Below are 11,956 nucleotides of genomic sequence, written 5' to 3'. Positions count from 1 at the left end.
ACATTGTTTCAAGCAGGAGCAGTAAAGTCAAACGAAGTTTCTGACAGAAGCTTAGCCTCAATCGATGAAGCTGAGTTGAGAGCTGAAATCGATAGCATCTTCCCTGACGATGGATTAACAATTACAGAGAGAGCTTATGCTGAAATTGCTGCCGAACAAACAAATTACGTAAAGGTTTTTAATGCCGAGAATGAGTTGGTCGCTCAGGGCTTAACTACCGAAAATGATAAGCTAAGAGAATTGGTAAATCAAGCGGATTTTCTTACTCAGGTATCAGGCCAAAAATATTACAGAATATCAGAATAGTCTTGGTCTAGAGCAATCTAACCGCAGACACTATTCGCAAAGTCAAAGTCAGTTTAGTTTAATTAAGGTCAATTTTAGTTAAGAAAGCCCCGAATCGGGGCTTTCTTTTTTTAGCCAAACTTTAATTCATTACAGAATCAAAGTACCTTTTACTGAAAACGTACTGCCTTCAACTCTTCGGTCAGTGCACGCCCTCGTCTTTCAATTCTTTCGTCACCAATAGGCACCAGTAATTTTTTAAATAATGTCAAATGATCTTCTGAATGCTCCTTTCCTCTTTGGGCTTTAATATCAAAGTGGAAAAATTTCGTCCACAACACAGCCTTTACATGTGTCTTATGGAGGTCATACATTACCATTTCGGCTTGTACATACTTTTCTGTATAACTGATCAGCCTCGATTGCACGATCACCTTTTCCATTACAAAAACAGGTTTAACATAAGTCATTTCATGATGCCCTACCACCCAGGCCCTTCCTTCTTCCTTAGCCATTCTAAAAACATCGAAGTCATAGGTATTAATGAGGTGGTCCTCTCGAACATTCAACATGTAATCTAAATACTTAGAATTGTTGAGGTGGCCATAAGGATCGCAATCTTGAAAACGAACCAATACTTGGCTTTCGGGTGCTTTAGTCAATTCTTTTATCATAACATTAATAGACCAGTCTGTCTAATTTTTAGTTAAAAAATTTTTAGCTATTCAGAATAATCGGAATATATATTTTCTGGTTTTTCAGGTATTTAACATCCTTATGTGCTTGGCTTAAGACAAAGGCGCCTTCGAACATCGAATACAACTGCTCTGCCTTTTGGTTAGCGTCTGACACTCCCCTGCGCTCTAAATAACCGGCTAAGTTTTCTTGCCAGCCTTTAAATATATGCTCGCATGCCAAGCGTATATTTTCATCCATGGAAGTGGCCACAGCCGCCACCGCTGTAATCGGACAAGCATCTTTATAGTCGGAATCAAGCAAATCATTGATCATTACGTCTACCATGGCCGAAAGACCTTCCAAAGCTTCTTTTCCTCTGAGTGCCTCGCCATACTTAAACATTTGTGCCTCGCCTGCATATTGAATGGCCTGACGAATGAGTCCATTTTTGCCATCAGGAAAATGATGATAGAGTGACCCCTTAGGTACACCCACCTCTTTCAGTACTTCAGAAATACCCGTTCCGGAATAACCTTTCCTGCGGATTAAGCCTGCCGTCACCTGAATAAGCTTGTCCTTTGTCGATAGCATTTTCAAAGTAAATAAAAATAGACCGATTAGTCTAGTTAATTTTCAAAATTCCTACTGTCGAGGTTAACAATTCAGCAATTTCCTCTTTAGTCATCTCCCCTTTCATGAATAAAGAGAGCATTTGAAGTAAGTCATGCCCAGTCATTAGACAGTGGTCACGCTTTTCACTAAAATTCAACATCTGATTTGGGAATGAAGGTTCGGTTCTCTCAGATATAGGTAAGTTCTTAAATGTATTCACCAATAATATACCTTTAGGTAGCCCCAAGTCATCATCATGCTCCTCGTTTACCCATTTCTCTAATTGACTTGCATGTTTTTCGCCAGCACTGCCACTCACACCCTTTATCTCAAAGACAACTCTATCATTTCCAATCTCAAAAAGAAGGTCAGCTCTATTTGTACTAACATGTAAAGTCTTAAAGCCTATAAATTCCAACGCTTTCTTAACCGCTCTCTCTAAATTGACACCATCAGAACAAATCAGTCTTTTGTAAAAAATCAAATTGTTCAACTCTATTTCAATGGAGTTAATTGAATCATGAAGCGCATTTAATTTGGTTTGTTTATTACTTAAACTATCTGATAAAGTAGATTCATTACCAATTTGAATTTCACTCACCCAACTGGGTAATGAGGGTTCAACAAAATTTATTTGAGCTAATCTTTCTTTGTTAAAGCGATCTATACATGACAATAAAGCCTCTCTTCCGTGTGTCTTGAATATTTCATTTTGAGAATTAAAAGGAGGGATAAACAAAACGGCCCCCTCTCCAACATCTATTTGCGTGCCTACTATAAAATCGTCATTAAGAGTTTTTAAAATAGGATCTCCAATATTATGCTTTAGAACATGAGTGTATTTGAAACAATCTGGATAATTCTTTAACAATTCTACAAACGGTTCAGATTTAATAGCCTTTACCTTAGTGCCTTTCAGCCTATTTAGCTTAAAATTAGAGTTTTCCACACCCAATATCCTTAAAAAGTTAAACCCAATATTATCTAGAAATCTTTTTAAAGGTTCATCATTATCCAATAAATAATCAGACAGAGGTACTATCAGCAATCCTTTTCTTCTGAAAAAACTTTGAAATTGCTCTTCTCTAAATTTCAAGTATTCTGGGATCGCCTCAAGTACTGACGAAGGTGCTTTTATTCGATTACGAATACTACTCATTGAATCTTGGGTATCCCAAAAAATCACATCATGGGAAGTAATATCATCATAGTTGAAGAAATTCAAACTCTCAACACCCAATAAGTTTATTGGAACATTAAAACCAGCTATATGCATGCAACAAATTAACAAAAAAAGCCAACCGTTTTTCAACAGTTGGCTTCTCATTTATATTAAATCGAGTACTACTTAACTTCTTCGTACTCTACATCAGATACATCACCTGATTTTGAATCGTCTTCTGCACCAGCGTTAGCATCTGCAGCTCCTTCTGCGCCAGCAGCATCAGCTCCTTGGCTCGCAGCGTACATCTCTTGCGAAGCAGCTTCCCAAGCCTTGTTCAAGGTTTCCATTGAGGCATCAATACCTTCAATGTCTTGACTTCCGTGAGCAGTTTTCAAACTAGCAAGGGCTTCTTCGATAGGCTTTTTATTACCTTCTGAAAGCTTATCGCCATATTCCTCCAATTGCTTTTCGGTTTGGAAAATCAATGAGTCAGCTGTGTTTAACTTTTCAACTTTCTCTTTTTCCTTTTTGTCAGACTCAGCATTTGCTTCCGCTTCTTGCTTCATTTTATTGATTTCCTCATCTGTTAATCCAGAAGAAGCCTCAATTTTAATTTTCTGCTCTTTTCCTGTGCCCTTATCCTTAGCCGACACACTCATGATACCATTCGCATCGATATCGAAAGTTACTTCGATTTGAGGAACACCTCTTCGTGCTGGTGGAATATCACTCAAGTGGAACCTACCGATGGTTCTGTTATCCTTCGCCATCGCTCTTTCGCCTTGCAAAACGTGAATTTCTACAGAAGGCTGATTGTCAGCGGCAGTAGAGAAAGTCTCCGATTTCTTGGCTGGAATAGTCGTGTTCGACTCGATTAATTTAGTGAACACACCACCCATGGTTTCGATACCTAGTGAAAGAGGCGTTACATCAAGTAACAATACATCTTTTACTTCACCAGTTAACACACCACCTTGAATTGCTGCTCCAATCGCAACCACCTCATCAGGGTTTACACCTTTCGAAGGTTTTTTACCAAAGAATGCTTCTACTACTTCCTGGATTTTAGGAATTCTTGTAGAACCACCCACCAAGATTACTTCATCGATATCGCCAGTGCTATAACCTGCGTCAGATAAAGCCTTTTTCACTGGCTCCATTGATCTCTTCACCAAATTATCTGCTAAAGACTCGAATTTTGCTCTTGAAAGCGTTCTTACCAAGTGCTTTGGCACACCATCAACTGGCATAATGTAGGGCAAGTTGATTTCAGTAGAGTTAGAAGAAGACAATTCGATTTTTGCTTTCTCCGCAGCTTCCTTCAATCTCTGAAGTGCCATTGGATCTTTTCTCAAATCAATTCCTTCGTCCTTGTTGAACTCATCTGCCAACCAGTCGATGATTACTTGGTCAAAGTCATCTCCACCTAGGTGAACGTCACCGTTAGTAGATTTTACTTCGAATACGCCATCACCCAATTCTAGGATTGAGATATCGAATGTACCTCCACCTAAATCGTATACAGCGATTTTTTGCTCTTTATCCTTTTTATCAAGTCCATAAGCCAAAGCTGCTGCCGTTGGCTCGTTGATAATTCTCTTTACTTCTAAACCAGCAATTTGTCCAGCTTCTTTCGTAGCCTGACGCTCAGCATCGTTAAAGTAGGCAGGTACAGTAATTACTGCTTCTGTTACTTCGGTTCCTAAGTAATCTTCCGCAGTAGACTTCATTTTCTGAAGAATCATTGCTGAAAGCTCTTGAGGAGTATACATTCTTTCACCGATCTTTACTCTTACGGTGTCATTGTTTCCTTTTTCTACTTTGTATGAAATACCTCTTAGTTCTTCCGAAACATTAGAGAATTTCTTAGCCATAAATCTCTTAATTGAGCTTACGGTATTTGTTGGGTTAGTGATCGCCTGTCTTTTGGCAGGATCACCCACTTTACGCTCTCCGTTTCCATTGTCCAAAAATGCCACAATAGACGGGGTTGTTCTTCTTCCTTCGCTATTAGGGATTACCACAGGCTCATTACCTTCCATTACGGCAACGCACGAGTTGGTAGTTCCTAAGTCAATTCCAATAATTTTTCCCATGATGTATAAATGATTTCTTTTCTGTTGCTATTTAAACTCACTCCGTATTTATCAATGGTTGTGCCAAAGGAATTTGCCTGACATTTGGTGACACATTGACAGAACAGGGCACTAAAAATCCAGTTAATTGCCTCAAATTAGGCAGTCAACAAAAATTAATGGACAAAATAGCCAAGGTCGAACCTCAATGCTCGTCATTCACAATTGTCAACTTGATTACATACTTTTGTTTTCAAGCTTAATTTATGGCTCCAGTTTTTTACTACCTTATTATAAAGCCCCTTTCGCTTTTGCCTTTATGGATGCTTTACATCCTTTCCGACTTTCTCTATATAGTTGCCTATAAAATTGGTCGCTATAGAATCAGTGTGGTGTCTGCCAATTTAAGAAACTCCTTTCCCAACCATTCTGAAAAAGAGTTGATCGAAATACGCCAGCAATTCTATCGTCATTTCACGGATCTACTAGTAGAAAGCCTCAAAATATTCAGCATTTCAGAAGAAGAGGCCAAAGCTCGGTTTGTAGTTACTAACCCAGAGGTTTTGCAGCCCTTCATTGATACTAACCGAAGCATCTTAATTGTGGGTGGTCATTATAATAACTGGGAAATGTTGGCTGTCGGCATTGACGCCTATATTGAACATCAAAGTGTAGCCATTTACCATGCATTAAAGAATAAGTTTCTGAATGAAAAAATACTTGCTTCACGGAGCAAATTTGGTCTTAAGATGATTTCAAGACCAGATGTAAAGGCATTTTTCGCTAACACTACAGCCTTAACCGCTACCATTTTTGGTGCTGACCAATCGCCCAGTATTGCTAAAAAAGTGTACTGGACGCACTTTTTAAATCAGGAAACAGCTGTCATGTTTGGGGTAGAAAAATTTGCCAAGGAGAAGAATTCGCCTGTTGTTTTTGGTGGAATCAAAAAAGTAAAGAGAGGCTATTACGAATTTACTTTTGAAGTATTATTTGCTGAACCAACACTCTGTTTACATGGAGAAATCACAGAATCCCATGTTAGAAGATTAGAGCGGCAAATCCTTGAAGCCCCACAATACTGGCTTTGGACGCACAAACGCTGGAAAAGGAAAAAGACCAAAGAAGAGAGATTAGAAGAGCAAGCCTTAGCGGCCAATGCGTAAACACAAAACCTAACATTCTAAAAGACAATGTGCCTCGCACTTTTTCTTTTATCTTTGCACCTCAATTCAAAAGAGTATGGGTTTAAAGGAGGAGATAGCGAAACGAAGAACTTTCGGAATTATTAGTCACCCCGATGCGGGAAAGACTACTTTGACTGAGAAGTTACTTCTTTTTGGTGGGGCAATTCAGAAGGCTGGAGCGGTAAAATCGAGCAAGATCAACATGCATGCTCGCTCCGACTGGATGGAGATCGAAAAGCAGAGAGGTATCTCTGTGGCTACTTCCGTAATGGCTTTTGAATATGAAGGCATGAAGGTGAACCTACTCGATACTCCTGGTCACCAAGATTTTGCCGAAGATACTTACCGAACCCTTACCGCAGTTGACTCAGTGGTAATGGTGGTAGACTGTGTGAAAGGCGTGGAAATCCAGACAGAAAAGCTCATGGAAGTTTGCCGCATGCGCAACACACCCGTAATCTCTTTCATCAACAAAATGGACAGAGAGGGCAAAGACCCTTATGATTTACTAGAAGAAATTGAAGGTCGTTTGAACATCAATGTTCATCCGCTCAGTTGGCCTATCGGCATCGGAAAAACATTTAAAGGAGTGTACAGCCTTTACGACAAAAGCTTAAGACTTTTCCAACCTAGTAAGCAAAGACTATACGAGGAAACCGTAAAACTATCGGACATTAACAGTCCAGATTTAGAGAAATTTATTGGTGAAAAAGATGCCAATCAGCTTCGCGAAGATGTTGAGCTGCTTCAAGATTTATATGGCGACTTAGATGTGGACGCCTATTTGAATGGAGAAATCGCTCCAGTATTTTTTGGCTCCGCGGTGAACAACTTTGGAGTGAAGGAACTTTTGGACACTTTCCTTAAAATTTCACCCAAACCATTGGCCAGAAGTACAGACGAAAGACTGGTTGAGCCGACAGAAGAAAAATTTACTGGTTTCATATTTAAGGTACATGCCAACATGGACCCTAAACACAGAAACCGTATTGCTTTCTTGAGAATATGCTCAGGTAAATTTGAAAGAGGAAGCACTTATTACCACACCCGTCAGCATAAAAAATTCAGAATTTCGCAAGCCACCGCCTTTATGGCACAGGACAAAGAAACCATTGACGAAGCTTGGCCAGGTGATATTATCGGTTTGTACGATACTGGCAACTTCAAGATTGGGGACACGCTTTCTGAAGGTGAAACAGGTACTTATAAAGGTATTCCTAGCTTCTCTCCAGAGATTTTCAGGGAAGTAATTAACCGCGATGCCATGAAAACCAAGCAGCTTGAAAAGGGCTTGAACCAACTTATGGATGAAGGTGTTGCACAGTTGTTCAGTTACGAATTAGGGGCGAGAAAAGCAGTCGGTGTAGTAGGACAGCTTCAGTTTGAGGTGATCCAATACCGATTGAAAAACGAATACGGAGCTTCGGCCGACTTTGTACCGATTCAAGTACATAAGGCTTGCTGGTTCTCGGCAAAAGACCCTAAAAAACTGGAGGCATTTATTGACTCTAAACAACGCCATATTGCCAGAGACAAAGATGGCAAGCTGGTGTTCATGGCCGAATCAAGGGCTTGGCTACAAATGGTTCAGGATAATTTCCCTGAAATTGATTTTCACTTTACTAGCGAATTCTAATGGAAAGAATAGTTCAACCTATATATGAAGACAATCACCTGCTGATTGTTAATAAACCTGCTGGAATACTGGTTCAAGGTGATAATACTGGCGACAAACCTTTGGTAGACTATTGCAAAGACTACCTGAAAGAAAAGTACAATAAGCCAGGAGCCGTATTTTTAGGCGTGGTGCACAGAATCGACAGGCCCGTAAGTGGGATTGTGGTTTTTGCTAGAACATCAAAAGCGCTTGAAAGAATGAACAAGCTTTTCGCTACCAGAAAAATACAGAAAACGTATTGGGCTGTGGTGAAGAGAAAGCCGAGACAGCCAGAAGGCAAGTTGATCAGCTGGCTCAAAAAAGACCCGAGCAAAAACATTACTACGGCCTATGATTACCAAGAGGAAGGATCGCAAAAAGCAGAACTTGACTTTAAGGTTTTAGGTAAGTTGAACGATCATTACCTGATTGAAGTGAAGCCAATTACAGGCCGTCCACACCAAATCAGGGTGCAGTTATCGGAGTTGGGCTGCCCAATCCGTGGCGATTTGCGTTATGGGTTTTCTAAACCAAATCCAGACAAAAGCATTAACCTACATGCCAAAGGACTTTACTTTGAGCATCCTATAAAAAAAGAGCAACTGATCATTCGTGCGGGTTTGCCAAACGACCAGTTTTGGGAGCAATTCCTAACCTTGGAGAAGATCAAAATCAAAGACAAAAACGTAGATAAAATTTACTAAGTAACATCACAGCCAATTTTAAAACATGCAGAACGATCCAGAATTAAGCGGCAAATACTTGGGCACTATTACCAAGGATTTTGTGCTGGTGGCCGATACATTGAAAGAAGCGGCTTACCAAGTAAAGAAAAGGGGCTTCTCTGAATTCCCCATCTTCCCTATTTCTAAAACAGAAATATCAATTGGCAACTTGCTGATTGGTAAGAGCGAGATGGACACTGATTGGAACTACTCTATCACCTACTTAGATGAGTTTGTACAGCGTAAATTGGTAGAAGATGAAGAGGCCTTTAAAAAAGCGTACAAAGATCCTGACGAATTTTGCTGCCTCTTTGTTGTAGATGAGAAGTTCACCAACTTCCTTTTTATCCCATATCCAGAAGACTGATAACCAATCTTCATATTCTTCGTTCTCCTTTCAATATATTCCATTAAATTGATGTATGGGGGAAATTGCCGAAGAGACAAGAAACATGGTGCGCGGTCTGCTGACCAAACTCTCAGACATGAGGGCCGATTTAACGTGGAAAATCAACAACACTTACAGTAATGGGATCGACAATACCGTTTTGGAAATTCTGATTTTCGAAAGCAATCATCAAACTGGGAGAATCGCCTTTCAGCTAGAAGATGGCCACGTCATCAATTACCGCTATAAGGAAGTGGAAAAACAATTACCAGCCCAAATCATGGATGTGCTCTTAGATGTAATCAGTTTTGAAATGACGGTTGCTTAGTTTCTTCTGCCATTAGCTTGGCATAGCCTTCCATCAGTATTTTCGTTTTAGCCCCTACCGTTCCGCTAGCAATTTCCTGAGCATCAATTTTTACGACAGGCATTACCCTTTTATTCGTGCTTGTCATAAAAAGTTCTTCTGCTGCCAATACCTCCGCCAAAGCAATTGGCCTTACTTCAACTTCAAAACCAAGATGAGGAGCCATATTAACCACATTCATTCGGGTAATTCCAGGTAGAACGCCTTCCTCATTTGTAATGAGTTTGTTCCCTTCCAACAAAAACACATTGCTGCGCGAAACCTCACTGATATATTCGCCATCATGGTAAAGTGCATCTATGTGGCCACGCTGTTTCCAGAGAGGCTCTAACCGAACTGCGGTAGCATAATTGGTACTTTTCACTTCTGGCATTTCGCGGCTAAACTGATGCGTCATTACACTCACTCCTTCGGTATAAAAAGATGGGTTCGTTTCTGAAACCGCTGTATTAGTAATAATCAAATTGGGTGTTCCTGCAGAAAAACCATCGAGCGAAGCGCCACCCGTCATTAACACTTTGATGCCCGAAAGGGGAAATCCATTGTGTTCAATGAGTTTGCCGATTGCGGATTCAATTTCATTGCGTGAAAAAGGAATTTCCATTCCCAGCAAATGGGCAGAGTTTTCAAAGCGGTTTAAATGCGCTTCCATAAAAGCAGGCACTCCATTATACACTTTGAAATAATCGAAAATTCCGAAACCGCGTAATACACCTACATCATCAATAGAAAAGGTAATCAACTCCTTTGAAACAAAATTACCGTTGAAGAATTGAATGGGTTCCATAGCAGAGAATTATGCTGTAAATATGCCCAATTTTTTAAAAGACATCCAAACTACATTGCAGAAAATCTAATGAGGTATCAGCCGTTAGCTCGAAAAATTATAGATTAAAGAAAATTTGCTCGATTTGCTGAAATGGCTAAAGACTACTATCAAATATTGGGAGTTACTGAAGATGCTGATCAGCAGGAAATCAAAAAGGCATTTCGGCAAAAAGCGCTTGAGCTCCACCCCGATGTAAACCCTTCTTCTGAAGCCAATGCTGTTTTTCAAGAAGTGAAAGAAGCCTATGAAGTTTTGGGCGATGCAGAAGCCCGAGTGCATTATGACAGCGGGACGGTAATTATCAATTTCGAAGATTTTGAAACGCCCGCCCCAAGGCAATATTACCAAGCCGAACCGCAACCCGTACCTACCAATTTTACACTGTACGCCAAACAAAGCGCTCGCCTATGTGCGCTAGCACTCGTTTTTGGTTTAACCTTCTTTTTCGATTTCTTGGTTCAGCGTGATTTGGGTAGTGTAGAAGTAGAATACGCTGAAGTAAGTGATTACAGTGGTCGAGATGGCGGTCGTTATTTTATGAATATAGTCACTACAGCAGGTAATTTTAAAACTGTCGCTTACGGCAACTCCATCTATGTGGGGGAAGTTCTTGAAATGAAAAAAAGCTACATATATGGCTTTCTCAAATACAAAAGAGCATCAGAACCTAAGTTTCAATTCACCCGAGACACGCCCATGATTCTATTTTTCATTGCAGGACTCGTGCTGCTAGCGGGAATTTTTGGGGTTGCCCCCACTACCAAGCCCGAACGAAAATTCAATGCCGCCATTGTCGGCTGCTTCTTCAGTTTTATTCTAATTGTCTTCCTTTTGATCATTTAAATGATCCCAGCCTTGGGCCTTAAGTGCTACCAAATTATTGTTCTTTGTCACTAACGAATTGCCCTTGGTCAACTCTTGTGTGTGACCAATAAAATGGATGTCTTCGTGCTTTTCGATCTTGTCGTAGTCTTCTTGCTTAATGGTGAAAAGGAGTTCATAATCTTCTCCTCCATTCAAAGCACAAGTAATTGGATCGAGGTTAAACTCCACTGCCGTTTCATAAGTCTGTCGGTCAATTGGAATTTTGTCTTCATAAATCTGAATGCCTACACCTGAATTAGTGCTCAAATGCAAACACTCTGAAGCCAGTCCATCCGAAATGTCGATCATGGAAGTAGGTACTACTCCAAACTCAGCCAATTCATGAATAATGTCCATTCTGGCAATAGGTTTTAGCTGGCGCTGAACGATGTACTCGTAATTTTCTAACTGTGGCTGCATGTCTGGGTTGGCCATGAAAGCTTGCTTTTCACGCTCCATTACTTGAAGTCCCATAAAGGCACCTCCTAAATCGCCAGTAGCGCAAAGAATATCGCCAACTTTCGCCCCTTTTCGGTAAGTAACTTTTTCTTTCTCCACCTTCCCAAAAACAGAAATAGAAATGATCAATCCACTTTTAGAAGTAGTAGTATCACCGCCCACAATATCGACATGAAAAGCCTTGGCGGCCGCTTTCATTCCTTCGTAAAGTGCTTCAATGGCTTCTACCGAAAAACGATTACTCAAACCCAAAGAAACGGTTACCTGCTCTGGGTTTCCGTTCATGGCAGCAATGTCAGAAACGTTTACTGAAATGGCTTTGTAGCCCAAGTGTTGCAATGGCACATAAGACAAATCAAAATGTACACCTTCCACCAACATATCGGCTGCCAATAAACCATACTGATCACCAGCATTGATTACCGCGGCATCGTCTCCAATGCCCATCACTGTACTGTGATTTTGGGTGCTAATTCCTTGGGCCAATCGGTTGATCAATCCGAATTCACCTAGTTGAGATAATTCTGTTCTATTTTCTGACATGGCTTTTCCTCGTTTCGGTCGCAAAGATACTATTTTAGTCAATAGTCAATAGTCAATAGTCAATAGTCAATAGTCAATAGTCAATTAGGGAAACTTTTGATTGAGGAAAGGGTTTCACAAAT

Annotated in this window: 13 protein-coding genes; 7 read left to right on the top strand and 6 right to left on the bottom strand. The window is 40.3% G+C overall.

The features are described from left to right. Window positions 1-306, top strand: a 306-nt coding sequence (locus tag AWN68_RS08665; RefSeq protein WP_157716139.1) for a hypothetical protein, incomplete at its 5' end; no start/stop codon positions are given. A 149-nt stretch (window positions 307-455) separates the two neighbouring features. Here the strand turns inward: AWN68_RS08665 and AWN68_RS08660 are convergent. Genes AWN68_RS08660 through dnaK form a run of 4 tightly spaced genes read right to left on the bottom strand, consistent with a single transcriptional unit; the run spans window position 456 to window position 4,836 of the window. Next, window positions 456-959, bottom strand: a complete 504-nt coding sequence (locus AWN68_RS08660; RefSeq protein ID WP_068414131.1) for an acyl-CoA thioesterase — start codon at window positions 957-959, stop codon at window positions 456-458. A gap of 43 nt (window positions 960-1,002) precedes the next feature. Then, a complete protein-coding gene (locus AWN68_RS08655) occupies window positions 1,003-1,554 on the bottom strand; it encodes a TetR/AcrR family transcriptional regulator (protein WP_068414128.1) in 552 nt (183 codons plus the stop codon). 31 nt (window positions 1,555-1,585) lie between these two features. Continuing rightward, window positions 1,586-2,902, bottom strand: a complete 1,317-nt coding sequence (locus AWN68_RS08650; RefSeq protein ID WP_068414125.1) for a hypothetical protein — start codon at window positions 2,900-2,902, stop codon at window positions 1,586-1,588. Window positions 2,903-2,919: 17 nt separating this feature from the next. Then, window positions 2,920-4,836 carry a molecular chaperone DnaK gene (dnaK, locus tag AWN68_RS08645; RefSeq protein ID WP_068414123.1) on the bottom strand — a complete coding sequence of 639 codons (1,917 nt, stop codon included), beginning with the start codon at window positions 4,834-4,836 and terminating at the stop codon, window positions 2,920-2,922. 245 nt (window positions 4,837-5,081) lie between these two features. On the opposite strand from dnaK, the gene AWN68_RS08640 reads away from it, so the two are divergent. From AWN68_RS08640 to AWN68_RS08620, 5 genes are all read left to right on the top strand, one after another. Continuing rightward, window positions 5,082-5,981: a lysophospholipid acyltransferase family protein gene (locus AWN68_RS08640; RefSeq protein ID WP_068414122.1), complete on the top strand. Its 900-nt coding sequence runs from the start codon at window positions 5,082-5,084 to the stop codon at window positions 5,979-5,981. A 76-nt stretch (window positions 5,982-6,057) separates the two neighbouring features. Next, entirely contained in the window at window positions 6,058-7,638 is a 1,581-nt protein-coding gene (locus AWN68_RS08635; RefSeq protein ID WP_068414119.1) for a peptide chain release factor 3, read from the top strand. Next, window positions 7,638-8,363: an RluA family pseudouridine synthase gene (locus tag AWN68_RS08630; RefSeq protein WP_068414118.1), complete on the top strand. Its 726-nt coding sequence runs from the start codon at window positions 7,638-7,640 to the stop codon at window positions 8,361-8,363. Before AWN68_RS08635 ends, AWN68_RS08630 begins: the two co-directional genes overlap by 1 nt. Window positions 8,364-8,388: 25 nt before the next feature. Then, the gene (locus AWN68_RS08625) at window positions 8,389-8,751 is read left to right on the top strand and encodes a hypothetical protein (protein WP_068414115.1); all 363 of its coding nucleotides are present in this window, start codon (window positions 8,389-8,391) and stop codon (window positions 8,749-8,751) included. A 55-nt stretch (window positions 8,752-8,806) separates the two neighbouring features. After that, window positions 8,807-9,100, top strand: coding sequence for a hypothetical protein (locus AWN68_RS08620; protein WP_068414111.1), 294 nt, complete (start codon window positions 8,807-8,809; stop codon window positions 9,098-9,100). Here the strand turns inward: AWN68_RS08620 and AWN68_RS08615 are convergent. After that, a complete protein-coding gene (locus tag AWN68_RS08615; RefSeq protein ID WP_068414108.1) occupies window positions 9,075-9,926 on the bottom strand; it encodes an aminotransferase class IV in 852 nt (283 codons plus the stop codon). The genes AWN68_RS08620 and AWN68_RS08615 overlap by 26 nt on opposite strands. Before the next feature lie 132 nt (window positions 9,927-10,058). On the opposite strand from AWN68_RS08615, the gene AWN68_RS08610 reads away from it, so the two are divergent. After that, window positions 10,059-10,811 (top strand): J domain-containing protein, encoded by a 753-nt coding sequence (locus AWN68_RS08610; protein WP_068414107.1) that lies wholly within the window; start codon window positions 10,059-10,061, stop codon window positions 10,809-10,811. Here the strand turns inward: AWN68_RS08610 and thiL are convergent. Then, window positions 10,785-11,834, bottom strand: coding sequence for a thiamine-phosphate kinase (gene thiL / locus AWN68_RS08605; protein WP_068414106.1), 1,050 nt, complete (start codon window positions 11,832-11,834; stop codon window positions 10,785-10,787). The genes AWN68_RS08610 and thiL overlap by 27 nt on opposite strands. Window positions 11,835-11,956: the final 122 nt, after the last annotated feature.

The organism is Roseivirga echinicomitans (genome assembly GCF_001592935.1).
GTDB lineage: Bacteria > Bacteroidota > Bacteroidia > Cytophagales > Cyclobacteriaceae > Roseivirga > Roseivirga echinicomitans.
Note: the sequence above shows the minus strand (reverse complement) of the source record. Positions and strands in the feature narration are given on the sequence as shown.

Bases quoted from the DNA above. Each gene is read 5' to 3' on its own strand.
- AWN68_RS08660 (WP_068414131.1), bottom strand. From the start codon at position 959: ATGATAAAAGAATTGACTAAAGCACCCGAAAGCCAAGTATTGGTTCGT.
- AWN68_RS08655 (WP_068414128.1), bottom strand. From the start codon at position 1,554: ATGCTATCGACAAAGGACAAGCTTATTCAGGTGACGGCAGGCTTAATC.
- AWN68_RS08650 (WP_068414125.1), bottom strand. From the start codon at position 2,902: ATGAGAAGCCAACTGTTGAAAAACGGTTGGCTTTTTTTGTTAATTTGT.
- dnaK (WP_068414123.1), bottom strand. From the start codon at position 4,836: ATGGGAAAAATTATTGGAATTGACTTAGGAACTACCAACTCGTGCGTT.
- AWN68_RS08640 (WP_068414122.1), top strand. From the start codon at position 5,082: ATGGCTCCAGTTTTTTACTACCTTATTATAAAGCCCCTTTCGCTTTTG.
- AWN68_RS08635 (WP_068414119.1), top strand. From the start codon at position 6,058: ATGGGTTTAAAGGAGGAGATAGCGAAACGAAGAACTTTCGGAATTATT.
- AWN68_RS08630 (WP_068414118.1), top strand. From the start codon at position 7,638: ATGGAAAGAATAGTTCAACCTATATATGAAGACAATCACCTGCTGATT.
- AWN68_RS08625 (WP_068414115.1), top strand. From the start codon at position 8,389: ATGCAGAACGATCCAGAATTAAGCGGCAAATACTTGGGCACTATTACC.
- AWN68_RS08620 (WP_068414111.1), top strand. From the start codon at position 8,807: ATGGGGGAAATTGCCGAAGAGACAAGAAACATGGTGCGCGGTCTGCTG.
- AWN68_RS08615 (WP_068414108.1), bottom strand. From the start codon at position 9,926: ATGGAACCCATTCAATTCTTCAACGGTAATTTTGTTTCAAAGGAGTTG.
- AWN68_RS08610 (WP_068414107.1), top strand. From the start codon at position 10,059: ATGGCTAAAGACTACTATCAAATATTGGGAGTTACTGAAGATGCTGAT.
- thiL (WP_068414106.1), bottom strand. From the start codon at position 11,834: ATGTCAGAAAATAGAACAGAATTATCTCAACTAGGTGAATTCGGATTG.